This is a genomic window from Janthinobacterium sp. PSRC1-1 (assembly GCF_049897525.1).
GTDB classification, from domain to species: Bacteria; Pseudomonadota; Gammaproteobacteria; order Burkholderiales; family Burkholderiaceae_D; genus Janthinobacterium; species Janthinobacterium tructae.
In genome coordinates this window covers 259,851-283,804 of the sequence record NZ_JAFCWK010000001.1, presented here as the reverse complement: position 1 = coordinate 283,804, position 23,954 = coordinate 259,851, and the positions used below count along the sequence as shown (strand labels likewise).

Sequence of the window (23,954 nt, the reverse complement as noted above, 5' to 3'; positions counted from 1 at the left end):
GAGCGGCGCAACCATGCCGCAGCGGTGTTTTCACGGACGATCGGAAGGGGAGTTTTTGAATTCACGGGTGCTATCATACCTTGTTAGCGGCGACCATTCCCACGCGTGCCGCGCCCCACTCCTCACCTATTTTGACGCCATGACAACAGCAGACAAGCAAGCCCCCGCCGGAGAACTGACCCATTTCGACGCCACGGGCCAGGCCCATATGGTCGATGTGGGCAGCAAGGAAGACACGCGCCGCAGCGCCGTGGCCGCCGGCACCATCCGCATGCAGCCCGCCACCCTGGCATTGATCATTTCCGGCAATGCGAAAAAGGGCGACGTGCTGGGCATCGCCCGCATCGCCGCCATCATGGGCGCCAAGCGCACCAGCGACCTGATTCCCCTGTGCCACCCGCTGGCCCTCACGCGCGTCACCGTCGATTTTGAAGTGGAGGAAGCGGCCAACAGCGTGCACTGCCGCGCCCAGGTCGATACGACCGGCAAGACGGGCGTGGAAATGGAGGCGCTGACGTCCGTGCAGATCGGCCTGTTGACGATTTACGACATGTGCAAGGCCGTCGACCGCGGCATGGTCATGACGAATGTGCGCGTGCTGGAAAAGCATGGCGGCAAGTCGGGCGACTGGCACGCACAGCTGTAACTATGCTGCCTGGCGCGCCCGCTGGCTCAGGACGCGGCGCACGTCGCACAGCAGCCAGACGGCGCTGGCCAGGCACAGCACGATGATGGCGATCGACAAGGGCAGGTGGAATTGCTGCAGCCCGGCCAGCGCAAAACCGGCGTGGATCAGACACGTTCCCACGCCCAGCGCGGCGCACACACAAGCGTACAGGGCCGCCCGCGGGGTGGCCAGCAGCACGTGCCGGTAACCGACCAGGACCAGGGCAATCGCCGCCAGGTTAAACACCAGGAAACCCTGCACGCCGCCCGGCACATGAAACATCTCCCACTCTTTCCAGTAGGCAGCGTCGATTTGATGCAGGATCAGGAACAACATGGTCCAGAAGTAGCTGCGCGGCATAAGATTTACATTCGTCAATATTGAAGCAATTGTAAAGCCAGAGCCGTGTGCCGGCACGCGCACAGGGCATTTTTCGATGCGACTATGAATTTCATTGATATAGGTGCTTTTTCATCAAGAAATCATGCATACTGCGATTCGACAATATCGAGATGAGCATCGCATGACAAGCAACAAGCCCGCCGCGGAAAGCAAGCTCCAGGACTTCGAATTCGAGGCGATGAATCTGCAGGTGGGGGGACGCATCCAGTTCATCACGCATCGCACCATCAAACCGATCCAGCATTTCTCGACCCTGATCGGCTACGTGAAAGACGAGTACCTGATCGTCAAGATCCCCATGGAAAACGGTGCGTCCATCGTGCTCAACGAAGGCGACAAGCTGACCATCCGCGTGTTTTCCGGCGTCACCGTGTGTTCGTTTGCCTGCAGCGTGCTGCGCATCTTTGGCCGCCCCCTCAATTATGTGCACCTGAGCTTTCCCGACGCCATCCAGGGCACCAGCCTGCGCACGGCCATGCGCGTGAAAGTGGACATTCCGGCGCAGCTGAGCTACCGCGACGTGGCGGCCGTGCCCGTGTTCATCGTCAACCTCAGCGTCTCGGGGGCGCTGATCGAGGCGCCCGGCATGCTCACGCCGGACGACGAGGGCGTCGCGCTCAGCTTTACCCTGCTGGTGCAGCCGAACCAGCATCAGATGCGCGTCAATACGCGCGCACGCATCCAGAACGTCAGCGTGGGCAAGCCGTCGAATGGCAAGGCGGCCGAGGTCGCCGAAATCTATACGTATGGCGTGCAATTCATCGACCTGGAACCGACCCACTACACCTTGCTGCAAAACCTCACCTATGAAGCGCTGATCGCGGACCGGCAAAAAATCGTCTGACACGGGCGCGCCAGGCGCCGCTCACTGCGTCGCCACCACCTTGGGAATATTGCTGCGGGTAATCGCCTCCTTGGCCACAGGATTCGTCACGCTGGTGCTGTTGAACCAGCTCAGGCTGCTGGTGCCGAGCTGCAGCTCCATGTTCACCGTCTGGCCGCCCAAGCCGCTGCCCAGGTCGCCCGCCAGGGTCAGCTCGATATCGCCCTTATCGACCTTGGCACTGGCCACTTCGCGCGTGGCACTGAACACGGGGATGGCGCTGGGCACGGCCTCGGTGGGCGTGCTGCAGGCGGTAGCGGTGCCACCGTTTTCCTGCACGCACAGGGCCACGGCGGTCTTCAGCGGTGCGGCCGCCGCCAGCACGTTGCCGACCTTGGCCCGCATCGTATAGTCGCCGTACTGGGGAATGGCCACGGCCGCCAGGATGCCGGCGATGGCCACCACGATCATCAGTTCTATCAGGGTAAATCCGCTCTGCGCGCGCATCGTCTTCTCCCATGGTGCATTGCTCACGGCTGGTACGGTGCAAGCGCCATGCCAGCGGCGCGCCCGGGCAGCGGCGGCAACCGTGGAAAGAAAAGCGACACTTTTGGGCAGGTTCGGACCAGTTGCGTCGGCCCGGGCCGGGCAGCGGCCTGTCTTGCGGACAAAAAAAAGGAGCCGAAGCTCCTTTTTTGTGCTGCGTGAACCAGGCTGAAATTACAGCATGGCTTTCAGCAGACGCGCCATTTCCGACGGGTTCTTGGTCACGGTGATGCCGCAAGCTTCCATGATTTCCAGCTTGGCTTGTGCCGTATCGGCACCGCCCGAGATCAGCGCGCCGGCGTGGCCCATGCGCTTGCCTGGAGGAGCGGTCACGCCAGCGATGAAGCCGACGACCGGTTTTTTCATGTTGTCTTTGATCCAATACGCCGCGTTGGCTTCGTCCGGACCGCCGATTTCGCCGATCATGATGACCGCGTCGGTATCTGGATCGTCATTGAACATCTTCATGATGTCGATGTGCTTCAGACCGTTGATCGGGTCGCCGCCGATGCCGACTGCCGACGATTGGCCCAGGCCCAGTGCGGTCAGTTGACCGACTGCTTCATAGGTCAGGGTACCCGAACGCGATACCACGCCGATGCGGCCCTTTTTATGGATGTGACCTGGCATGATGCCGATCTTGATTTCGTCTGGCGTGATCAAGCCTGGGCAGTTAGGGCCCAGCAGCAGCGTTTTGCTGCCCGACTTGGCCATGCGGTCTTTCAAGGCCATCATGTCACGGACAGGAATGCCTTCGGTGATGCAAATGGCCAGATCCATTTCCGCTTCGACAGCTTCCCAGATCGCCGCTGCCGCGCCTGCTGGCGGCACGTAGATCACGGAAACGTTGGCGCCGGTTTCTTGTTTCGCTTCGGTGACGCTAGCGAAAATAGGAATGCCTTCGAAGTCTTCGCCGGCTTTCTTCGGGTTCACGCCTGCCACGAAGGCAGCTTTGCCGTTCGCGTAGTCGCGGCAACCGCGGGTGTGGAACTGGCCGGTCTTGCCGGTGATCCCTTGGGTAACGACTTTGGTATCTTTATTGATCAGAATGGACATGTTGATTCCTTAATTAAGCTTGACCGGCAGCAGCGGCAACGACGCTCTTGGCTGCATCTTCCATGGTGTCGGCTGCGATGATAGGCAGACCGGAATCGGCCAGCATCTTTTTGCCCAGATCTTCGTTGGTGCCCTTCATGCGCACCACCAGCGGTACGTTCAGCGAGACGGCTTTCACCGCGGCGATGACGCCTTCGGCGATCACGTCGCAACGCATGATGCCGCCGAAAATGTTCACCAGGATGGCTTTCAGGCCTGGGTTTTTCAGCATGATCTTGAACGCTTCGGTCACTTTTTCTGCCGTGGCGCCGCCGCCGACGTCGAGGAAGTTGGCTGGCTCGCCGCCGAACAGTTTGATCGTGTCCATGGTGGCCATGGCCAGGCCGGCGCCGTTCACCAGGCAGCCGATGTTGCCGTCGAGCGAAATGTAGGCCAGGTCGAATTTCGACGCTTCGATTTCAGCTGGATCTTCTTCGTCCAGATCGCGCAGGGCGATGATTTCCGGGTGACGGAACAGGGCGTTCGGGTCAAAGTTGAACTTGGCGTCCAGGGCGATGACTTTGCCGCTGCCGGTGACGATCAGCGGGTTGATCTCGGCCAGCGAGCAATCGGTTTCCCAGTACGCTTTGTACAGGCCTTGCAGGTTGACGCGGGCGTCAGCGATGGAACCGGCAGGCACGCCGATTTTAGCCGCGATGTCGTCTGCCTGGGCATCGGTCAGGCCGACGCTAGGCTCGATGGTGACGTGGTGGATCTTCTCAGGGTGGCTCTCGGCCACTTCTTCGATGTCCATGCCGCCTTCGGACGACGCCATCAGGACGATTTTCTGGGTCACGCGGTCGGTGACCAGCGAAACGTACAGTTCTTGTTTGATGTCGGCGCCTTCTTCCACCAGCAGGCGGTTGACCTTCTGGCCTTCGGCGCTGGTCTGGTGCGTGATCAGCTGCATGCCCATGATCTGGTCAGCGTATTCTTTGACCTGTTCGATCGATTTTGCCACTTTCACGCCGCCGCCCTTGCCGCGGCCACCTGCGTGGATCTGCGCCTTGACGACCCATACCGGGCCGCCCAGGGTTTCCGCGGCCTTGACTGCCTCGTCGACGGACATGCACGGAATGCCGCGTGGTACCGTCACTCCGAATTGCCGGAGGATTTCTTTGGCTTGATACTCATGGATTTTCATGCTGGCTTCCCTTCTGATACTGATTTGTAAAAATACGGTTAGTGGTGCAAAAAAACAGGAAATACAGCGCCGGGGTCACGCTTTGGCTACCCAGCGCGGGTAGTACTGTGCAACTGCCCCGCCATCGGTGCGCAAGGCGTGACACTTGTCGAGTTGAAACGGCTTTTCATGCGACAAATCAGCATTCTCACCGTCACGGGTCGACCAGACATCGCCGGCAAATGCCTGAACCGTCGCAGTCGGCAAGACTTGCGCCAGTTCGGTCAAATGGGTACAGCCAGCGATTCCCGCCAGGCGCTGTTTCAAGTCGCGGCGGAAATTCTTCAATAAATTCAAACCGATCAGCGCACGGTAAGCGGGGCCGATGGTATCGCAAAAACCGGGATAGGGCACGGCATCGGAGGCGGCTTCGGCCTCGACGATGGTCAGTTCGCGATCGACGGTAATGCGTAAATGGAGGTCATGCAGGGGAGTGCCGGCGGGACGGGGGCCAGAGGCCAGGGTCGCGTCATAGCTTTTGATGTCGGTGATACGGGCGTCAATATCCCACAGGCCGTCGTCGCGCACATACGCTTGGACGTCGATAACGCGGGAGTGCCGTAGGGCGCGCCGGGATACGGGAGTTGACAGGGGCATAAGACCGATGCCGCTTGCGCGGCCAAAATTTAGTAAGCAGCCATGTGCATAAAGCACGCCGTTCGCAGCTTCTACGAACAGCAACCGCACCTGCGGCGCCGCAAAAACCCTAAAAGTGTAGCACATTGCGCGCAGGTTGCGCCGCAACATAATTTTTCATTGCATCGTTAAAAACATTTCAAATTATAAATAGAAAACAGTGATTTTCATGAAGTCATTCACAAAACAAATGATTGATATCATAAAAATCACTACCATTGTCATGCCGCGAGGTACTTCGGCATCAGCATCAATCGGCCACGCCCAGCGCCTGCAGGATGGGCAGCACGGTGACGCGGAAGCTTTCCGCCTGCACGGCCAGTTCGGCCAGGTTGTCTTCGTCCGTCGTCAGCACTGTGCCATTGCGCACCATGGTTTGCTGCAGTGCGCGCAAAGCCTGCCAGGCAAATGCCGCCCAGGTGTCGACCTCCTGATGCCCTTCCAGCCTGGCCAGCAGAAACAACTGTTGCAGATGCAACACACCGACGCCACCGCCCGTCACCGGGCTGGCCAATGCGGCCAGGTCGGTGCGGCCCAGGGCCTTTTCCAGCAGATGCCGGTTCAGCCTGGCCGTGGCCGGCCGCGCCAGCGCGATCGCGGCGTCGTCCTGCACCGGCGATATGCAGGCTTTATGGGCCAGCACCAGCAGCATCTGCAGCAGGCTGCCCAGGTCAGCGAGGTAGGCGGGAAAACGCTGTTGCAGTTCGGCTATGGTATGGGGCTTGCCGTCACCGAGCAGCTCCAGCAGGGGGCCATACACGGCCGGGTCCAGATCGGCCTCGCCCAAGGCGCCCGTCACCGTCATGGTGATCTGCCCGACCGGCGCCACCAGCAGGATGCGTACGGCGTGCAGTGCGGCGGCCTGTTCGTGGGCGGTCAGCTTGCGTCTGCCCTTGACCCAGTAATCCTGGCGAAACTGCCGGTTCAGCAGAAAATCGGCGGTGTTCTCGCGGAAAGTGGCATCCGGAATCTGCGCCAGGAAAGCCAGGTGTTCGGGCGAGAAATTGAGAGGGGCAACATGATCGTGGTAGGCGGCCGAACCGGCAAACTCGAGCTTGGCCGCAGCCAGCACCGGCTTGATGGCCGAAAACGATACCGGTTGCCAGTAATGATTGAAGTATTCGTGGGACAGATAATTCGGATCCTGCTCACCAATCTGTTGCAGCCGCAGGGCGATGCTGGGATTGGCCAGCAGGTAGCGCGGCTTGGTCTCCATCATGCGGTTGACGAACGATAGCGCGCTGCCCACGCGCGTCAGGGAATCCTGCCCCGGCGCGCTCATCACGCGGCTGTGCTGCTCCATCAGGTCGCGGATCGGCGCCATCGCCGCCCAGCCCGCCTGCGTGTTGTAGCTGATATACAGCACCCCGCCCGGCTTGAGCTTGCGCGCCAGGAAGTCGCTGATATGCGCCTGGTTTTCCGGCGAGATCCAGCTCCAGATACCGTGCAGGGCGATGAAATCGAAGTCAGGCAGGTCGCTGCGGGCGCAAAAATCCTGGAACGATTGCTCCGACAGCACGGCGCCATTGCCGGAAACGTCGGCCAGTTCCTGCGCAAAGGCGGTCTGGGCCGGATTGAAATCGGTGCCATACCAGCGTGTGCCGGACGCCGCGGCATGGATATTGACGGTCACGCCCTGGCCAAAGCCGAGTTCGCATGCGGTGCTGACCTTTGGCGGCTGTATGCCCCAGCTCAGCAGCAACAACTGTATGCGCAAGGGGTTCAATTCCGTGTAATAGCCGTAGGTGTATGCGGTTTCGGCCGTGTAGCCGGCATGCCAAGCGCTCATCAGGTGTCCCGTATATCAAGTCAAAAAGCTGGGACGCAACATGCGCAGCAGCAATTGGGCAGAATAACTGATCCTTGCTGTCAAGTTAACCAATATTACTCGTCGTCGGGCTCCAGGCCTTTCAAGGCCACCTGCACGGCGCGCTGCGAAAAGCCGCGCTGCATCAGGAAGCGCACCTGCTTGTTGCGCTGTTCGGCATCCTGCGCCACTACACCGAATTTGCGGCGCCACACTTCGCAGGCGCGCGCGGTCTCGCCTTCAGCCAGGCCCGCCTTGAGTTCCTGCAGCGCTTCACCGCCTATGCCATGGCTTTGCAATTCCGCCATGATGCGGCTGTTGCCGAAACGGGCCGAGCGGCGGTGGATCAGCGATTCCGAAAAGCGCTCCTGCGACAGCCAGTTGGCCTGCTCCAGGCTGTCGAGCAAGGCTTCCACATCATCGCCTTCCTGCGCATGCCGCTGCAGCTTGCGCCGCAATTCCATGCGGCTATGCTCACGCATCGACAGAAAGCGGAGCGCCCTGCCCTTCAGGCTTAGTTGTACTGCAGCCATACACCCACCTTGTCTTTCATTCCACGATCACAGCACCCAAACACAATCGCCGCCCGGCGCAACAGCGCGGGACGGCGATCAGGGTCCTACCTTGCGGCAAGCCACGCGTAGGTCGGATTAGGCCCCTTGGGCCGTAATCCGACAACATTGTTGGCGTCTGATCCGACAACATTGTTGACGTCTGTGGCGTTGTCGGATTACGCGCGGCTTTGCCGCGCTAATCCGACCTACTCTGGCTTGGCTTCCGCCTTGGCAGCCTTGTCGGCGGCTTTATCCGCTTTTTCCGGCTTTTCAGCAGCCAGCGGCGGCAGTTCGCGCACGCCCAGCGAAGCGCGGACCTTGTTTTCGATTTCGCGGGCCAGCGCCGGACGCTCTTGCAGGAAGGCGCGGGCGTTGTCCTTGCCCTGGCCGATGCGTTCGCCGTTGTAGCTGTACCACGAACCGGATTTTTCCACGATCTTGGCATCCGAGCCCAGGTCCAGGATTTCGCCTTCGCGCGAGGTGCCGGCGCCGTACAGGATGTCGAAGTGCGCTTCCTTGAACGGTGGCGCGATCTTGTTCTTGACGACCTTGACCTTGGTTTCGTTGCCGATCACCTCATCGCCGGACTTGATCGAGCCGGTGCGGCGGATATCGAGGCGCACGGAGGCGTAGAATTTCAGCGCATTGCCGCCGGTGGTCGTTTCCGGACTACCGAACATCACGCCGATCTTCATGCGGATCTGGTTGATGAAGATGACCAGGGTATTGGTGCGGTTGATGGAACCGGTCAATTTACGCAGGGCTTGCGACATCAGGCGCGCTTGCAAGCCTGGCAGCGAGTCGCCCATGTCGCCTTCGATCTCGGCGCGTGGCGTCAGTGCGGCCACGGAGTCGATGACGACCAGGTCGACGCTGCCCGAACGCACGAGGGCGTCGCAGATTTCCAGTGCCTGCTCGCCCGTGTCCGGTTGCGAGATCAGCAATTCGTGCAGGTTCACGCCCAGCTTTTGCGCGTAACCGACGTCGAGCGCGTGCTCGGCATCGATAAAGGCGCACGTGCCGCCGAGTTTTTGCATTTCAGCAATGGTTTGCAGGGTCAGCGTGGTTTTACCCGACGATTCAGGACCGTAGATCTCCACCACGCGGCCGCGCGGCAAGCCGCCCACGCCCAGCGCGATATCGAGGCCGAGCGAACCGGTCGACACGACTTGCACTTCTTCGATCACCGCGCTGGCATCCATGCGCATGACCGAACCTTTGCCAAACTGCTTCTCGATCTGCGCCAGTGCGGCGGCGAGCGCCTTGGCTTTTTCCGATGCGGGTACTACAGCTTTTTTATCGTCCATATGTTCTTTCAGCCGTTCTACAGTTGCGAATCCAGTTGAATCCTGCAGCCTGCGATAGCGCCAGTGGGTTAAATTCTTTACACAGACAGTACTGTATAAAAAAACAGTGATCAATGCAAGCGGAACGTGGATTTGTTTTGAAACAGATCAATACAAGCCTGTTTTTCACAAAAATTCGCCACCTTGCGGAAAATGAAACACAATACAAGCTTCTACCGTCGCAAGCATAGGAAGTGCACCATGCGTATTTTACTTGCCGAAGATGACAGCGTGCTGGCCGATGGCCTGACCCGCTCGCTGCGCCAGTCCGGTTATGCCATCGACTACGTCAAGACCGGCCAGGAGGCCGATACGGCCCTGTCCACCCAGGAATTCGACCTGCTGATCCTCGACCTGGGCCTGCCGAAGATGTCCGGCCTGGAGGTGCTGCGCCGCCTGCGCGCGCGCGCCTCGCTGCTGCCGGTGCTGATCCTGACGGCCGCCGATTCCATCGAACAACGCGTGAATGGCCTCGACCTCGGTGCCGATGATTATATGGCCAAGCCGTTCGCCCTGTCGGAACTGGAGGCAAGAGTGCGCGCCCTGACGCGCCGCGGCGCCGGCGGCGGCGCCACCGTCATCAAGCACGGCCCCCTCAGCTACGACCAGGTGGGGCGCAGCGCCTACATCAACGACCAGATGCTCGACCTGTCGGCGCGCGAACTGGGCTTGCTGGAAATCCTGCTGGGCCGCACCGGCCGCCTCGTCTCGAAAGAGCAGTTGGTCGACCACCTGTGCGAATGGGGCGAAGAAGTGTCGAACAACGCCATCGAGGTGTATGTGCACCGCCTGCGCAAGAAGATCGAGGTGGGCGGCGTGCGCATCGCCACCGTGCGCGGCCTCGGCTATTGCCTGGAAAAATACTCGGAAGCGGCGCGCCTGAACGCCGAAGCGGGCGAGGCGGCAGGCCCGGCCAGCAAGTGAAGGCACGCGAAGCGCCAGCGGACGAGGTGGACGACGACGACTGGTTCGAGCCGCCCACCACGGAGCAGGATGACACCATCGAGCATTCGCTGTTTGGCGAAATCCTCGACTGGATGCTGGCGCCCTTGCTGCTGCTGTGGCCGATGAGCATCGCCATCACCTACCTGGTGGCCAAGGGCATCGCCAATCAACCGTTCGACCATGCGCTGGAGGACAGCGTGACGGTGCTGACGCAGCAGGTCAAGCAGGCCGACGGCGCGCTGCTGCGCCGCGTGCCGGACAAGAACCGCAGCGGCCGCGACTTCCTGCGCGGCGACGATGTCGACACCCTGTATTACCTGGTGGTGGGCGGGCGCGGCGAATACCTCGACGGCGACCGCGACTTGCCGCCGCCGCAAGACCCCGACAAATACCGCAGCGGCATGGTGCTGTTTCGCAATGACACCATCCACGGCACGCCCGTGCGCGTGGCGTTTACCTATCTCGACATGCCGTCCGGTAGCGACGACGAACCGCGCCGCACGCTGGTGCAAGTGGCCGAGACGCTGGAAAAACGCGCCCAGCTGGCCAATGAAATCATCAAGGGCGTGATCTTGCCGCAGTTCATCATCCTGCCCGTGATCCTGGCCCTGGTCTGGTTTGCCCTGGCGCGCGGCCTGTCGCCGCTGGCGCAATTGCAGGAGCGCATACGCGCCCGGCCACCCGACGATTTGAGCCCCATCGAATCGGGCCAGGTGCCCGAGGAAATCACGCCACTGGTCGGTTCGCTCAACGAGATGCTGGCGCGGCTATCGCTGTCGATCGACATGCAGAAACGCTTCATCGCCGATGCCGCCCACCAGATGAAAACACCGCTGGCCGGCATGCGCATGCAATCGGAGCTGGCCCTGCGCCAGACCGACCACGACGAGATTCACCGCTCGCTGCTGCAGCTGGCGAAAAGTTCGGAAGCGGCCACGCGCCTGGTCAACCAGCTGCTGGCCCTGGCGCGCGCGGAAAACCAGCCGCAGGCAGGCACGGCGTTCGAGCCGATCGAGCTGAGCGAACTGGCGCGCGGCGTGGTGCAGGACTGGGTGCAAGCGTCGTTTGCCCAGCATATCGACCTGGGCTTCGAGCAGCCCGCGTATTCGATCATGATTTCCGGCAATGCCATGATGCTGCGTGAACTGCTGAGTAATCTGATCGACAATGCCCTGCGCTACACGCCGGCCGGCGGCAGCGTCACGGTGCGCGTGCGCAGCACCCTGGAACTGGCCATCCTGGAAGTGGAGGATACGGGCCCCGGCATACCGCAGGCCGAGCGGGCGCACGTGTTCGAACGCTTTTACCGCATTCTCGGCAGCAATGTCGACGGCAGCGGCCTGGGCCTGGCCATCGTGCGCGAGATTGCCCAGCAGCATGGCGCCGAAGTCGATATTTTTAACAATCCGCGCGCGCAGTCGCCGAAGCTGCCGGGCACCCTGCTGCGCCTGAGCATTGCCCTGCTGTTGCCGGAGGCGCCAGAAGAGGATGACATCACGTATGGATAAGCCGAGCCCAAGCGCTCCCCCCGCGCGGCCGGCGCGCACGCCCAGCCCCGAGCTGCAGGCGCGCCGCGACGTGCACTGGCACAAGACACGGCGCCTGACGGCCATCCTGCTGCTGATCTGGCTGCTGACGGGCTTCCTGACCGTGTTTTATGCGCGTGAACTGTTGCACCTGAACCTGTTCGGCTGGCCGCTGCCCTTCTATATGGCGGCCCAGGGCGCCTCGCTGGTATATCTGGCCATCATCGCCTTCTATGCCTGGCGCATGCGACAGCTGGACCGGGATTTTCATGCCGAGGAGCAAACATGAGCGGCCAGCGCAGCTTCTTTGCGCGGCTGTGCCGCTACTACCTGCTGTTTACCGCCGGTTTCGCCGCCTTCCTGCTGGCCCTGTCGGTGCTGGAACAGGAAGGCATGCCGCGCGCCTGGATCGGCTACCTGTTCATGCTGGTCACCATCACCCTGTACGCCACCATCGGCGTCATCAGCCGCACCTCGAACGTCACCGAATACTATGTGGCGGGACGCCGGGTGCCGGCCATGTTCAACGGCATGGCCACGGCCGCCGACTGGATTTCGGCCGCCAGCTTCATCAGCCTGGCCGGCGGCCTGTACCTGAACGGCTTCGACGGTCTGGCCTTCATCATGGGCTGGACCGGCGGCTATTGCCTGGTGGCGCTATTGATCGCGCCCTATCTGCGCAAGTTCAGCCAGTACACGATTCCCGACTTCCTCGCCGCCCGCTACGGCAGCGGCACCGACAAACGCGGCGCCAGCGTGCGCGTGGTGGCCGTGGCCGCCACCATCATCGTCTCGTTTACGTATGTGGTGGCGCAGATCTACGCCGTCGGCCTGATCGCCTCGCGCTTCACGGGCGTGGATTTTTCCGTCGGTATCTTCCTGGGCCTGGCCAGCATCCTCGTTTGCTCCTTCCTGGGCGGCATGCGCGCCATCACCTGGACGCAGGTGGCGCAGTACATCATCATCCTGGTCGCCTTTCTGATTCCCGCCATGTGGCTGTCGGTCAAGCATGCGGACAATCCCGTGCCGCAGATCGCCTACGGCAAGGTGCTGCCGCAACTGAGCGCGCGCGAACACGTGCTGGAAACGGACCCGAAAGAAAACGAAGTGCGGGCCATCTTCCGCCAGCGCGCGCAAAGCTACCAGGAGCGCATCGCCGGCTTGCCCGGTTCCTGGGAGCAAGGCCGGCTGGCGGCACAGCGCCAGCTCGATCATTTACGCCAGCGCAATACCTCGCTGTTCGATATCCGCAACGCCGAGCGCACCCTGATCGCCTATCCGAAAAGCCCGGACGAGGCACGCGTGCTGTGGCAGGCGGCGCAGGCGCAAAACCAGAAACGTGCCGAACCCATCATTCCGCACGCGCAGCCGTTTCCCGCCGCCGATCGCGAGCAATCCGACATCAAGCGCAACAATTTCCTGGCCCTCGTGTTTTGCATGATGCTGGGCACGGCCGCCCTGCCGCATATCCTCATGCGATCCTACACCACGCCCTCCGTGCATGAAACGCGCGTCTCCGTCTTCTGGGCCCTGTTTTTCATCCTGTTGATCTATCTCACGATTCCTGCGCTGGCCGTGCTGGTCAAGTACGATATTTACTCGGCACTGGTGGGCACGCAATACACGAACCTGCCCACCTGGGTGTCGTATTGGGCCAATGTGGACAAGCTCAGTCCCCTGATCAGCATCGTCGACGTCAACCGCGACGGCATCGTGCAACTGGCGGAAATTTCCATCGATGCCGACGTGCTGGTGCTGGCCACGCCCGAAATCGCCGGCCTGCCCTACGTGATTTCCGGCCTGGTGGCGGCGGGCGGCCTGGCCGCCGCCCTGTCGACGGCGGACGGCTTGCTGCTGGCCATTTCCAACGCCCTGTCACACGATATCTATTACAAGGTGGTCGATCCCAGCGCCTCGACGCAAAAGCGCGTGACGATTTCCAAATTGCTGCTGCTGGCCGTGGCCTTCATCGCCGCCTATGCGGCCTCGCAAAAGCCGGCGGACATTTTGTCGCTGGTGGGCGTGGCGTTTTCCCTGGCCGCCTCGACCCTGTTCCCGCCGCTGGTGCTGGGCGTCTTCTGGCAACGCGCCAATTACCAGGGCGCGCTGGCCGGCATGCTGGCCGGCTTTGGCGTGTGCCTGTATTACATGCTGCATACCAGCACCATGCTGGGCGGCACCCCGGACGGCCAATGGCTGCATATCGCACCCATTTCCGCCGGCATCTTCGGCGTGCCGGCCGGCCTGGCCGCCGCCATCGTGGTCAGCTGGCTGACACCGGCGCCGGGACGCCGCAGCGTGGGGCTGGTCGAGCATATCCGTGCGCCGGAATAATGGCGTGAAAACACCGGACGGGCCTCGCTAAAAATCGCCGTAAATGATAGCCTAGTGGAAATAGTATTCAAAATGAATACTATATCTTGCAACTTGATGCGGAGTGTCCATGCGGTCCAGCCTTGCCTGCCTTACCCTTACAGCCTTGTTATCGAGCACCATCAGCATGCCGGCCCATGCCGCCGCATCGGCGACGCCGGCAGCGGCGATTCCGGCCGCCGATTTCTTTGCCAATGCCACGCTCAGCGGCGCCGTGCTGTCGCCGGACGGGCGCCACGTGGCCGTGCTGGTCAGCGCCAAGGGCGGTCGGGTCCAGCTCTACACGGTGGACTTGCCCAGCATGAAGGTCGCGGGCCTGACCTCGTTCGAAGACGCCGATATCAGCAGCATCGCCTGGGTCAACGAGCGGCGCATCGTGTATAGCGTGATGGATCGCAATATCGCCCAGGGCGACGTGCAATACGGACCTGGCCTGTATGCGATCAATATCGACGGCAGCGGCTACCGCCAGCTGGCCAGCAACACCTATTCGCGCACAGCGGCGCGCAAGACGCGCGAGATGCTGAGCTGGAATACGCGGCTGCTCAGCGCCAGCGGCGACCGCGGCACGGACGACGTATATGTCACGGAAGCCCAGTTCAGCACCACCGGCACCCTCTCGCAATCATTGCTGCGCCTCAATACCGTGACCGGCATCAGCAAGGTGGCCGCCAGCATGGCCGATGCCCAGGGATGGCTGCTGGACCAGCAGGGCGAAGTGCGCATCGCCCTGGCGGTGAAGGACAACAAACGCACCCTGTATTACCGCGAGAATGCCGCCGCCCCCTGGCGCAAGCTGCGCGAGAGCGACGTGTACCAGGCGGCGCCGGGCGACTTCTCGCCCGCCTTCTTCGATGCCAAGGGCAACTTCTATGTGCATGCCGCCTACAAGGGCGCAGCCGCCGTGTACCGCTACGACCTGACCGCCGGCGCCATCCAGGGCGCGCCGCTGGCGAACACGCCCGGCTACGATTTTGCCGGCATCCCCGTCCAGGGCAGCGAGGCCTTGCTGGGCATGCGCTTTGAAACGGATGCCGCCGGCACGGTCTGGTTCGACAAGACGCTCGACGCCGTCCAGGCCAAGATCGACGCGCTGCTGCCAGCCACGGTGAATGTCCTGTCCGTGGCCAAGCGGGCGGAGACGCCGTTCGTGCTGGTAATGGCCAGTTCTGACGTGCAACCGGCCAGCGTACTCATCTTCAATACCGAAACGGGCCAGCTCATGCCTGTCGGCAGCAGCCACCCGGCCATCGATCCCCTGCAAATGTCGCGCAAGACACTGGTGCGCTACCCGGCCCGCGATGGCCTCGACATCCCGGCCTACCTGACGCTGCCCAAGGGGCACGCCGGCAAGAACCTGCCCATGGTGGTCATGGTACATGGCGGCCCCTGGGTGCGCGGCGGCCACTGGGACTGGAACCGTGAAACCCAGTTCCTCGCCTCGCGCGGCTACGCCGTGCTGGAGCCGGACTACCGCGGCAGTACCGGCTATGGCGATGCACACTACAAGGCGGGCTGGAAGCAATGGGGCTTGAAGATGCAGGACGATATCGCCGATGGCGCCCGCTGGGCCATCGCCAAGGGCTATGCCGACCCGCAACGCATCTGCATCGCCGGTGCCAGCTACGGCGGCTATTCCACGCTGATGGGCTTGCTGAACGATCCCGAGCTGTTCAAGTGCGGCATCAACTGGGTGGGCGTGACCGACATCAACATGATGCGTGACGGGCACTGGACGGGCGATTCCGAACTGGCCGACTCCTACAAGAAGAGCGGCATGAAGGACATGGTCGGCGATGCCGTACTTGATGCAGCACAACTGCATGCGACGTCGCCGCTGCAGCAGGCGGCCCGCATCCGGCAGCCTTTGCTGCTCGGCTATGGCGGCGCGGACCAGCGCGTGCCGGCAAGCCAGGGCCGCCTGTTCTACCAGGCCGTCAGCAAGACCAATCCCAACGTCGAATGGGTGCTGTATAACGAGGAAGGCCATGGCTGGGCGCTGCAAAAAAACAATGTCGATTTCTGGAGCCGCGCCGAGAAGCTACTGGCGCGCAGTATCGGCCCGGCCAGCGCCGCCGGTGCCGCCGCTCCCGCCGCCACGCCCTGAACCGCATCGACTTCTGGGCCAGGGTGGAGAAATTTCTCGACAGGCATATTGCAAAAGACGGCGCGCCGGCCAAAAAGGAGTAGGCTGGAGGGCCGTTCACTTACAAGGAAATCCCATGCCGTCTGGAAAAATTCTTGTTGCCCAGGGAGGCGGCCCCACCGCCGTCATCAACCAGTCGCTGGTGGGCGTGGTGCTCGAATCGCGGCGCTTTCAACATGTCACGCGCGTGTATGGCGCGCTGCACGGCGTGCGCGGCATTATCAATGAGGAATTCGTCGATCTGACGCAGGAAACCAGCCACAACCTGGAACTGGTGGCCGCCACGCCCTCGTCGGCCCTCGGCTCCACGCGCGACAAGCCCGATATTGCCTACTGCCAGCAAATCTTTGAAGTGCTGCGCGCGCACGAAATCGAGCATTTCTTTTACATCGGCGGCAACGACTCGTCCGATACGGTGCGCATCGTCAGCGAGGAAGCGCACAAGGCCGGCTATCCGCTGCGCTGCATCCACATCCCGAAAACCATCGACAACGACCTGGTCGGCAGCGACCACACGCCCGGCTTTCCCTCGGCCGCGCGCTTCGTCGCGCAGGCGTTCGCTGGCGCCAACCTCGACAACGCGGCCTTGCCCGGCGTGTACGTGGGCGTGGTGATGGGCCGCCACGCGGGCTTCTTGACGGCCGCCTCGGCGCTGGGCAAGAAGTTCCCCGACGATGGCCCGCACCTGATCTACCTGCCCGAGCGCGTCTTCGTGCTGGAGCAATTTCTTGCCGACGTGAAAGCCACGTATGAAAAGTATGGCCGCTGCGTGATCGCCGTCTCGGAAGGCATCCACGATGCTTCGGGCGAACCGATCGCCAGCCTGCTGGCCAAACAGGTGGGCAATGAGGTGGAACGCGATGCGCACGGCAACGTGCAATTGTCCGGCACGGGCGCGCTGGCCGACCTGCTGTGCGACGAAATCAAGGCGAAACTGGGCATCAAGCGCGTGCGCGGCGATACCTTCGGCTATCTGCAACGCTCCTTCATCGGCTGCGTCTCCGACGTCGATCAACGCGAAGCGCGCGAAGTGGGAGAAAAGGCGGTGCAGTTCGCCATGTGGGGCGAGCGTGACGGCTCCGTCGCCATCAAGCGCACGGGCTTTTATTCCGTCGATTACGAGCTGCTGCCCCTCTCCGACGTGGCGGGCAGGACGCGCACCATGGAAGACGAGTTCATCAGCGCCAGCGGCACCGACGTGACCGATGCTTTCCGGCTGTATCTGCGCCCGCTGCTGGGCTCGGGCATGCCCGACGCGTTCCGCCTGCGCGCGGCAAAAGTGGCGAAGGTGCTGAAACCCTAGCTGGACTCGGCCAGCAGCAGCGGCCGCAGTTTCACGGCCGCTTCCTTGAGCTGTGGCACATGCTGCAGCAGCTGCTCCACGGATTTGCGCGCCACGGGCGCGTGGCAGGCGACGGCCGCCACGATGCGACCGTCGGCCGCGCAGATGGGTACGGCCACGGCCACCATGCCGTGCACGAATTCCTCGTCGTCGATGCCGATGCCCAGGCGGGCGATGCGCACGATCTCGCGCTCGAGCAGCACGGGGTCCGTGATGCTGTTCGGTGTGCGCGCCTGCAGGCTCAGCATGGCCAGCAATGCGCGCCGCTCCAGCAAGGTCATGTGTGCCAGGAATAGTTTTCCACTGGCCGTGCAATGCATGGGCGCGCGCGTACCGAGCACCAGGTGCAGGCGCAGCGGCTCCTGCGTTTCCACGCGGTCCACATACACGATCGCGTTACCCTCGGGAATGGCCAGGTTGCACGTTTCGCCCGTGGCCGCCACCAGGCTGCCCAGGATGCTGCGGCTCACGCGGATCAGGGCATTGTTGCGCAAGGTCGCCAGCGCCAGGTTGGTCGACGCGGCACCGGGTACATAGCCGCGTCCCACGGGCGTGCGCAACACATAGCCGTGCTGTTCCAGCGTATCGAGCAGGCGCATCATGCTGGCCTTGGGCACCTGCATGCGCGCGGCCAGCTGCGACAGGGTCAAGGGCTGGCTGGCGCTGGCCAGGTGCTCGATCAGGCGCAGCACGCGCAAGCCGCGCGCCTCGTCGCCATGGCTGGCCGCCACTTGACCACCCTCTTCGGCCTCACCCGGCCGTTTTTGAAACGCATCCTGCATGTTCTGTTTCACCTCTCGCGTATGCGGCTGTTTCCGCTTGTCCCGGCGCTGCACGTCTTTTATAAATGGAACCAGACGTTCCAAAACATCAAATAAAAGACCAGTGTATCGCAAAAATCGCCCGCAAAGGCAAGCGATACCGCAAACGCAGGAGACAAGCACCATGTCACAAACACACTACGATTACATCGTCGTCGGCGCCGGTTCGGCCGGCTGCGTGCTGGCCAACCGCCTGTCGCACGACAGCAACAATCAGGTATTGCTGCTGGAAGCGGGCGGCAAGGACAACAATCCCTGGATACACGTGCCGGTCGGCTATTTCAAGACCATGCACGACCCAAGGCTGGACTGGTGCTACCGCACGGAAGCGGACGCCGGCATCGCCGGGCGCCAGTTGCAATGGCCGCGCGGCAAGGTGCTGGGCGGCTCCAGCTCGCTCAACGGCTTGCTGTACGTACGCGGCCAGAAGGAAGACTACGACCGCTGGGCCGAACTGGGCAACGCAGGCTGGAGCTATGCCGAGGTGCTGCCCTACTTTAAAAAATCGGAAGACCAGGAACGCGGCGCCAGCGACTACCACGGCGTGGGCGGCCCGCTCAAGGTGTCGGATCTGCGCCTGCGCCGCCCCATCGCCGAGCATTTTATTGCCGGCGCCACGGAAAGCGGCATCCCCTTCAATGCCGATTACAACGGCGCCACGCAGGAAGGCGTCGGCTACTTCCAGCAGACGGCCAGCAAGGGCTTGCGCTGCAGCACGGCGAAAGCCTTTTTGCGGCCCGCCCGCAAGCGCAGCAACCTGCGCGTGGAAGTGCGCGCGCACATCATGCGCGTACTGTTCGAGGGCAAGCGCGCCGTCGGCATCGAATACCGGCAGGATGGCCAGCTGCGCCAGGCGCGCGCCAGCGGCGAAGTGATTTTATGCGCGGGCGCCATCGGCTCGCCGCACATCCTGCAATGCTCGGGCGTGGGGCCGCGTGCCCTGTTGGAAGAGGTGGGCGTGCCGCTGGTGCACGACTTGCCCGGCGTGGGACAGAACCTGCAAGACCATCTGCAAATCCGCCTGGTCTTCAAGACGCGCCTGAAAACCCTGAACGATGAAGTCAACAGCCTGTGGGGCAAGCTGTGGGTGGGCATGCAATATGTGTTTTCCCGCTCCGGCCCACTCACCCTGGCGGCCAGCCAGGTGACGGTGTTTACCAAATCCTCTCCCGAGGTGGAGCGGCCCGATATCCAGTTCCACATGCAGCCGCTGAGCGCAGACAAGCCGGGCGAAGGCGCGCATCCGTTTTCCGCGTTTACCTCGTCCGTGTGCCAGCTGCGCCCGCACAGCCGTGGCCACGTCTCGATCAAGTCCGCCGATCCCCTCGCCTACCCGGGCATTTATCCCAATTACCTGTCCGACCCGCGCGACCAGCAGACGGCGATTGCCGCCCTGCGCGTGGCCCGAAAAATCGCCGCCGCCCCGTCGCTGGCGCCGCACATCATTTCCGAGTTCGTGCCCGGCCCGCAATTCGAGACGGACGCGCAGCTGCTGGACGCGGCGCGGCGCTTCAGCCAGTCGATCTACCACCCCAGCGGCACCTGCAAGATGGGGCACGACGCCATGGCCGTCGTCGATGAGCGCCTGCGCGTGCACGGCATGCAAAACCTGCGCGTGGTCGACGCGTCGATCATGCCGGAAATCGTCTCGGGCAATACGAATGCGCCCACCATCATGATCGCCGAAAAAGCGGCCGACATGATCCTGGCGGACGCCGTGCGCCTGCCGCGGGCCGCCTGACCCACCCATTCCATTCCCGGCAAGGAGGATGCCAGCGGCGGGCAGACGGCCCCGCCTCCAATGACCCGGCGACAAGCCAGGCATCAAAAAAACACACATAATCGATATCGATTGGAGACTAGATATGGACAACAATCCCAGCAATCCGAAAAAAGCCCAAGAGCTGCGGAAAGTCGTGATGGCCAGCGTGATCGGCGCCACCATCGAGTGGTACGACTTCTTTTTATACGGCGTCGTCGCCGGCATCGTGTTCAGCAAGCTGTACTTCCCGGGCGGCGATCCGCTCGTCTCGACCATGCTGGCCTACGGCACCTTCGCCGTGGGCTTTTTGTCGCGCCCCATCGGCGGCGTGATCTTCGGCCATTTCGGCGACAAGATCGGCCGCAAGAGCATGCTGGTGATGACCCTGATGATCATGGGTGTCTCCACCTTCCTGATCGGCGTTCTGCCGACCTATGACCACATCGGCTACTGGGCACCGGGCCTGCTGCTGTTCCTGCGCGTGCTGCAGGGCATCGGCCTCGGTGGCGAATGGGGCGGCGCCGTGCTGATGGCGTATGAATATGCGCCGCCGAAAGAGCGCGGCTTCTATGCCAGCCTGCCGCAGATCGGCCTGGCCATCGGCCTGTGCCTCGCTTCCGGCGTGGTGGCGATCCTGTCGTACAGCCTGACGGACGCGCAATTTTTGTCATGGGGCTGGCGCGTGGCGTTCATCTTGTCGGCCGCCCTGGTCTTCATCGGCATGTGGATACGCCTGAACGTGATGGAAACACCGGAATTCCAGGCGGTGAAAGAGAAGAACGCGGAGACGCAGATTCCGTTTTTCGACCTGCTGAAGCGCTATCCGGGCAATGTATTGAAAGGCATGGGCGCGCGCTATATCGACGGCGTCTTCTTCAATATCTTCGGCGTGTTTTCCATCACCTATCTGACCAACACCATCAAGATCGACCGCACGGAAGCGCTGATGGGCGTGATGGCGTCGGCCGTCGTGATGTGCTTTTGCATCCCGTTCTTCGGCCGCCTGTCCGACCGCATCGGCCGCAGCAAGGTGTTCTTCTGGGGCGCATTGATCACGGGCGTGTCGTCGATTCCCGCCTTCTGGATCATGCTGCATCACGCCGACAATCCGCTGCTGCTGTGGTGTTCCGTGATCATCCCGCTGGGCGTGCTGTATTCGGCCGTGTACGGCCCGGAAGCGGCCCTGTTCTGCGACCTGTTCGACGCCAAGGTGCGCTACACGGGCATCTCCTTCGTCTATCAGTTCTCCGGCATCTTCGCCAGCGGCCTGACGCCCATCATCGCCACCTACCTGCTGAAAACGGGCAATGGCGAGCCGTGGCACATCGTCGGCTACATCCTGTTCGCCTCGCTCGTCTCGGCCGTCAGCGTGGCCATGATCGGCAGGGGCGGTTCGCAGGCGGATGGGCGCCTGAAGCCGGCGCACGCAAGGTAAGCGCCATCGGGACGTAAAAAAAGGCAGGCCTCTCGCGAGTGCCTGCCTTGTTTGTTCAAGCTACAGTTTAGATGACAACTGTCTGATGCTCGTCACCCACGCGGGCGCGGATGGTGCCGATGCGCGACACGGTTTCGCCGGCCGCTTGCAACTGGGCAATGGCGGCGTCCGCGTTTTCCTGCGAGACGATGACGGTCATGCCGATGCCGCAGTTGAAGACGCGGTGCATTTCGGCGTCAGCCACGCCGCCGTGCTGTTGCAGCCACGTGAACAGCGGCGGCATGGTCCATGCCTTCGAGTCCAGCTCGGCCACTAGGCCAGGCTGCAGCACGCGCGGGATGTTTTCCACCAGGCCGCCACCGGTGATGTGCACCATGCCTTTGACTTCCATGGCATCCATCAGCGCCAGCAGCGGCTTGACGTAGATGCGCGTCGGCTGCATCAGCACGTCGGCGAGTTTACGGCCGTGGAAGTCGCCTTCCAGGTCCGGTTTCGCCACTTCGATGATCTTGCGCACCAGCGAGTAACCGTTCGAGTGCACGCCCGACGAGGCCAGGCCCAGCACCACGTCGCCCGGCGCGATCTTGGTGCCGTCGATGATTTTCGATTTTTCCACGGCGCCGACGGCAAAACCTGCCAGGTCGTATTCGCCGGCCGGGTACATGCTCGGCATTTCCGCCGTTTCGCCGCCGATCAATGCGCAGCCAGCTTGTTCGCAACCTTGGGCGATGCCCTTGATGACGTCGGTGGCAATGGCCACGTCGAGCTTGCCGCAAGCGAAATAGTCGAGGAAGAACAGCGGTTCGGCGCCTTGCACCAGGATATCGTTGACGCTCATGGCGACCAGGTCGATGCCGACCGTGTCATGGCGGTTCAGTTCGAACGCCAGGCGCAATTTGGTGCCGACGCCGTCGGTGCCCGAGACCAGCACCGGTTCCTTGTACTTCTTGCTGATTTCAAACATGGCGCCAAAACCGCCCAGGCCGCCCATCACGCCTTCGCGCAGGGTGCGCTTGGCAAACGGCTTGATTGCTTCGACTAAAGCGTCGCCTGCGTCGATATCGACGCCAGCGTCACGGTAGGAAAGGGAAACATTAGAAGTCTGGTTCATGGTGTGGTGGCAGCGGAGGCGGTAAAATAGAAGGCGGATACCCGCCGGCACGCGCGCGCAAGCATGTTTTTCAACATCGTGCGGCAGGACGCCAGCGGGTGAATTCGGTCGATCAAGTCGCTATTTTATCAAACTGCCCCGCCATTTCGTAATTAACTGCCTTTTTTTAACGCAACAGCACAAACTCCATGCCATTCGCCATCACCGCCGAGCAGAAGCAAACAGCATTTTGGATCGCGGTCTGGCTGGCATTCCTGCTGCTGCTCGTCAGCCTGGGCCCCATCCTGACGCCCTTCCTGGCCGCCGCCATCCTCGCCTACGTGCTCAATCCCGGTGTCGACCGTTTGCAGCGCCTGCATTACAAGCGCTTTTACGTGCCCCGTCCGCTGGCCGTGCTGGTCGTCGTGGTGTTGTTTTTCCTCGCCATTACCGCGCTGGTGCTGATCGTCGTGCCCGTGTTGCAAAAGGAAATCCCCTTGCTGCAAGCGCAGATCCCGCAGTTCCTGAACAAGGCGAATGATTTCCTGGCGCCGAAACTGCGTGACCTGGGCATCCGTGTGCGCCTCGACGGCACGGGCATCAAACGCATGCTGGGCCAGCAGATGGCCACCAGTGGCGATGAAATCTGGAGTACGGTACTCGCCTCGGCGCGCATCGGCGGCACGGCCGTGCTGGGCTGGCTGGCCACCGTGGTGCTGATCCCCGTCGTGTTGTTCTACCTGTTGCTGGACTGGCATCCGATGCTGGCGCGCATCGCCGGCGCCGTGCCGCGCCGCTGGGTGGGCCGCACGGTGGGCATGGCGCAGGAAGTCGACACCCTGCTGGCGCAATACCTGCGCGGCCAGTTGCTCGTCATGCTGGTGCTGGCCACGTATTACTCGGTGGCGCTGGCCATCGCCGGTTTTGAAGTGGCATTGCCTGTGGGCATCATCACGGGCTTGCTGGTGTTCATCCCCTACCTGGGCTTCGGCCTGGGACTGATGCTGGCCCTGATCGCCGCCCTGCTGCAGTTTGCCGACTGGAGCGGCGTGATCGCCGTGGCCGTCATCTACGGCTGCGGCCAGGTGATCGAAGGCTTTTTCCTCACGCCGCGCCTGGTGGGCGAGCGCATCGGTCTGAACCCGCTGGCCGTGATCTTTGCCTTATTAGCCTTCGGACAATTATTCGGTTTCGTCGGCGTTTTGCTCGCTTTACCCGCTTCTGCCGTGTTGATGGTCGCTTTTAAGCATCTAAGACGCCACTACCTGTCCAGCAGCTTCTATAATGCATGACAAGGTGACTGACATAAGCTACTGCGCGTCGCGCTTTGCGGCCGGCGATGCTCACCGTGCTCCAGCACGGTTGCGCTTCTCGGCCACAAATCGCTGCCGCTCGCTACGCTTCTGTCAGGCACCCGATACGGCTACAATATGAAACTAACAACAGCGACGACGA

The 23,954-nt window shown here is 62.3% G+C and carries 21 protein-coding genes; 11 read left to right on the top strand and 10 right to left on the bottom strand.

Annotated features, from left to right (window positions below; all coding sequences use genetic code 11):
* The first annotated feature begins 139 nt into the window (after positions 1-139).
* Positions 140-646 (top strand): cyclic pyranopterin monophosphate synthase MoaC, encoded by a 507-nt coding sequence (gene moaC, locus ACP7DW_RS01275; protein WP_298402556.1) that lies wholly within the window; start codon positions 140-142, stop codon positions 644-646.
* Here the strand turns inward: moaC and ACP7DW_RS01270 are convergent, their stop codons facing one another.
* Entirely contained in the window at positions 647-1,027 is a 381-nt protein-coding gene (locus ACP7DW_RS01270; RefSeq protein WP_426053725.1) for a DUF6713 family protein, read from the bottom strand.
* 163 nt (positions 1,028-1,190) lie between these two features.
* Between ACP7DW_RS01270 and ACP7DW_RS01265 the strand changes: the two genes are divergently transcribed.
* Positions 1,191-1,913, top strand: coding sequence for a flagellar brake protein (locus ACP7DW_RS01265; protein WP_426053726.1), 723 nt, complete (start codon positions 1,191-1,193; stop codon positions 1,911-1,913).
* A gap of 21 nt (positions 1,914-1,934) precedes the next feature.
* Here ACP7DW_RS01265 and ACP7DW_RS01260 read toward each other — a convergent pair whose 3' ends face one another.
* The 7 genes from ACP7DW_RS01260 to recA form a co-directional block, all read right to left on the bottom strand.
* Positions 1,935-2,399, bottom strand: coding sequence for a pilin (locus tag ACP7DW_RS01260; protein WP_426053727.1), 465 nt, complete (start codon positions 2,397-2,399; stop codon positions 1,935-1,937).
* A gap of 213 nt (positions 2,400-2,612) precedes the next feature.
* Complete coding sequence (sucD, locus tag ACP7DW_RS01255) at positions 2,613-3,494, bottom strand: succinate--CoA ligase subunit alpha (protein WP_071075329.1); 882 nt, start codon at positions 3,492-3,494, stop codon at positions 2,613-2,615.
* 13 nt (positions 3,495-3,507) lie between these two features.
* Positions 3,508-4,677 carry an ADP-forming succinate--CoA ligase subunit beta gene (gene sucC, locus ACP7DW_RS01250; protein WP_099761992.1) on the bottom strand — a complete coding sequence of 390 codons (1,170 nt, stop codon included), beginning with the start codon at positions 4,675-4,677 and terminating at the stop codon, positions 3,508-3,510.
* Positions 4,678-4,752: 75 nt separating this feature from the next.
* Positions 4,753-5,463, bottom strand: a complete 711-nt coding sequence (locus tag ACP7DW_RS01245) for a DUF2889 domain-containing protein (protein ID WP_426053728.1) — start codon at positions 5,461-5,463, stop codon at positions 4,753-4,755.
* A gap of 139 nt (positions 5,464-5,602) precedes the next feature.
* Positions 5,603-7,141, bottom strand: coding sequence for a class I SAM-dependent methyltransferase (locus tag ACP7DW_RS01240; RefSeq protein WP_426053729.1), 1,539 nt, complete (start codon positions 7,139-7,141; stop codon positions 5,603-5,605).
* Between the two features lie 95 nt (positions 7,142-7,236).
* Positions 7,237-7,692: a recombination regulator RecX gene (recX, locus tag ACP7DW_RS01235; RefSeq protein ID WP_071075325.1), complete on the bottom strand. Its 456-nt coding sequence runs from the start codon at positions 7,690-7,692 to the stop codon at positions 7,237-7,239.
* A 227-nt stretch (positions 7,693-7,919) separates the two neighbouring features.
* The gene (gene recA, locus ACP7DW_RS01230) at positions 7,920-9,020 is read right to left on the bottom strand and encodes a recombinase RecA (protein WP_071075324.1); all 1,101 of its coding nucleotides are present in this window, start codon (positions 9,018-9,020) and stop codon (positions 7,920-7,922) included.
* Between the two features lie 240 nt (positions 9,021-9,260).
* On the opposite strand from recA, the gene ACP7DW_RS01225 reads away from it, so the two are divergent.
* The 6 genes from ACP7DW_RS01225 (at position 9,261) to ACP7DW_RS01200 (ending at position 17,352) form a co-directional block, all read left to right on the top strand.
* Positions 9,261-9,983 carry a response regulator gene (locus ACP7DW_RS01225; RefSeq protein WP_426053730.1) on the top strand — a complete coding sequence of 241 codons (723 nt, stop codon included), beginning with the start codon at positions 9,261-9,263 and terminating at the stop codon, positions 9,981-9,983.
* Positions 9,980-11,512: a sensor histidine kinase N-terminal domain-containing protein gene (locus tag ACP7DW_RS01220; RefSeq protein WP_426053731.1), complete on the top strand. Its 1,533-nt coding sequence runs from the start codon at positions 9,980-9,982 to the stop codon at positions 11,510-11,512. The genes ACP7DW_RS01225 and ACP7DW_RS01220 overlap by 4 nt, the downstream gene beginning before the upstream one ends.
* A complete protein-coding gene (locus ACP7DW_RS01215; protein WP_426053732.1) occupies positions 11,505-11,819 on the top strand; it encodes a DUF4212 domain-containing protein in 315 nt (104 codons plus the stop codon). Before ACP7DW_RS01220 ends, ACP7DW_RS01215 begins: the two co-directional genes overlap by 8 nt.
* Positions 11,816-13,864, top strand: a complete 2,049-nt coding sequence (locus tag ACP7DW_RS01210; RefSeq protein WP_426053733.1) for a sodium:solute symporter family protein — start codon at positions 11,816-11,818, stop codon at positions 13,862-13,864. Before ACP7DW_RS01215 ends, ACP7DW_RS01210 begins: the two co-directional genes overlap by 4 nt.
* 109 nt (positions 13,865-13,973) lie before the next feature.
* Positions 13,974-16,010, top strand: a complete 2,037-nt coding sequence (locus tag ACP7DW_RS01205; RefSeq protein WP_426053734.1) for a prolyl oligopeptidase family serine peptidase — start codon at positions 13,974-13,976, stop codon at positions 16,008-16,010.
* Positions 16,011-16,125: 115 nt separating this feature from the next.
* Complete coding sequence (locus tag ACP7DW_RS01200) at positions 16,126-17,352, top strand: 6-phosphofructokinase (RefSeq protein ID WP_426053735.1); 1,227 nt, start codon at positions 16,126-16,128, stop codon at positions 17,350-17,352.
* On the opposite strand, the gene ACP7DW_RS01195 is transcribed toward ACP7DW_RS01200, so the two are convergent.
* Positions 17,349-18,185, bottom strand: coding sequence for an IclR family transcriptional regulator (locus ACP7DW_RS01195; RefSeq protein ID WP_426053736.1), 837 nt, complete (start codon positions 18,183-18,185; stop codon positions 17,349-17,351). The genes ACP7DW_RS01200 and ACP7DW_RS01195 overlap by 4 nt on opposite strands.
* A gap of 151 nt (positions 18,186-18,336) precedes the next feature.
* On the opposite strand from ACP7DW_RS01195, the gene ACP7DW_RS01190 reads away from it, so the two are divergent.
* Both ACP7DW_RS01190 and ACP7DW_RS01185 read left to right on the top strand, forming a co-directional pair.
* On the top strand, positions 18,337-19,953 hold the full coding sequence (locus ACP7DW_RS01190) for a GMC family oxidoreductase (RefSeq protein WP_426053737.1): 1,617 nt from the start codon (positions 18,337-18,339) through the stop codon (positions 19,951-19,953).
* 124 nt (positions 19,954-20,077) lie between these two features.
* Positions 20,078-21,409: an MFS transporter gene (locus tag ACP7DW_RS01185; RefSeq protein ID WP_426053738.1), complete on the top strand. Its 1,332-nt coding sequence runs from the start codon at positions 20,078-20,080 to the stop codon at positions 21,407-21,409.
* Positions 21,410-21,476: 67 nt separating this feature from the next.
* Here ACP7DW_RS01185 and purM read toward each other — a convergent pair whose 3' ends face one another.
* Positions 21,477-22,520, bottom strand: coding sequence for a phosphoribosylformylglycinamidine cyclo-ligase (gene purM, locus ACP7DW_RS01180; protein ID WP_092796783.1), 1,044 nt, complete (start codon positions 22,518-22,520; stop codon positions 21,477-21,479).
* A gap of 188 nt (positions 22,521-22,708) precedes the next feature.
* On the opposite strand from purM, the gene ACP7DW_RS01175 reads away from it, so the two are divergent.
* Positions 22,709-23,791, top strand: coding sequence for an AI-2E family transporter (locus tag ACP7DW_RS01175; protein ID WP_116745689.1), 1,083 nt, complete (start codon positions 22,709-22,711; stop codon positions 23,789-23,791).
* Positions 23,792-23,954 lie beyond the last annotated feature (163 nt).

Excerpts from the sequence above, each read along its gene's own strand:
- ACP7DW_RS01175 (WP_116745689.1), top strand. The coding sequence starts at position 22,709 with ATGCCATTCGCCATCACCGCCGAGCAGAAGCAAACAGCATTTTGGATC.
- ACP7DW_RS01240 (WP_426053729.1), bottom strand. The coding sequence starts at position 7,141 with ATGAGCGCTTGGCATGCCGGCTACACGGCCGAAACCGCATACACCTAC.
- ACP7DW_RS01225 (WP_426053730.1), top strand. The coding sequence starts at position 9,261 with ATGCGTATTTTACTTGCCGAAGATGACAGCGTGCTGGCCGATGGCCTG.
- ACP7DW_RS01215 (WP_426053732.1), top strand. The coding sequence starts at position 11,505 with ATGGATAAGCCGAGCCCAAGCGCTCCCCCCGCGCGGCCGGCGCGCACG.
- ACP7DW_RS01210 (WP_426053733.1), top strand. The coding sequence starts at position 11,816 with ATGAGCGGCCAGCGCAGCTTCTTTGCGCGGCTGTGCCGCTACTACCTG.
- ACP7DW_RS01260 (WP_426053727.1), bottom strand. The coding sequence starts at position 2,399 with ATGCGCGCGCAGAGCGGATTTACCCTGATAGAACTGATGATCGTGGTG.
- ACP7DW_RS01190 (WP_426053737.1), top strand. The coding sequence starts at position 18,337 with ATGTCACAAACACACTACGATTACATCGTCGTCGGCGCCGGTTCGGCC.
- ACP7DW_RS01270 (WP_426053725.1), bottom strand. The coding sequence starts at position 1,027 with ATGCCGCGCAGCTACTTCTGGACCATGTTGTTCCTGATCCTGCATCAA.
- ACP7DW_RS01185 (WP_426053738.1), top strand. The coding sequence starts at position 20,078 with ATGGACAACAATCCCAGCAATCCGAAAAAAGCCCAAGAGCTGCGGAAA.
- sucD (WP_071075329.1), bottom strand. The coding sequence starts at position 3,494 with ATGTCCATTCTGATCAATAAAGATACCAAAGTCGTTACCCAAGGGATC.
- recA (WP_071075324.1), bottom strand. The coding sequence starts at position 9,020 with ATGGACGATAAAAAAGCTGTAGTACCCGCATCGGAAAAAGCCAAGGCG.
- purM (WP_092796783.1), bottom strand. The coding sequence starts at position 22,520 with ATGAACCAGACTTCTAATGTTTCCCTTTCCTACCGTGACGCTGGCGTC.
- ACP7DW_RS01200 (WP_426053735.1), top strand. The coding sequence starts at position 16,126 with ATGCCGTCTGGAAAAATTCTTGTTGCCCAGGGAGGCGGCCCCACCGCC.
- recX (WP_071075325.1), bottom strand. The coding sequence starts at position 7,692 with ATGGCTGCAGTACAACTAAGCCTGAAGGGCAGGGCGCTCCGCTTTCTG.
- ACP7DW_RS01245 (WP_426053728.1), bottom strand. The coding sequence starts at position 5,463 with ATGTTGCGGCGCAACCTGCGCGCAATGTGCTACACTTTTAGGGTTTTT.
- sucC (WP_099761992.1), bottom strand. The coding sequence starts at position 4,677 with ATGAAAATCCATGAGTATCAAGCCAAAGAAATCCTCCGGCAATTCGGA.
- ACP7DW_RS01205 (WP_426053734.1), top strand. The coding sequence starts at position 13,974 with ATGCGGTCCAGCCTTGCCTGCCTTACCCTTACAGCCTTGTTATCGAGC.
- moaC (WP_298402556.1), top strand. The coding sequence starts at position 140 with ATGACAACAGCAGACAAGCAAGCCCCCGCCGGAGAACTGACCCATTTC.
- ACP7DW_RS01265 (WP_426053726.1), top strand. The coding sequence starts at position 1,191 with ATGACAAGCAACAAGCCCGCCGCGGAAAGCAAGCTCCAGGACTTCGAA.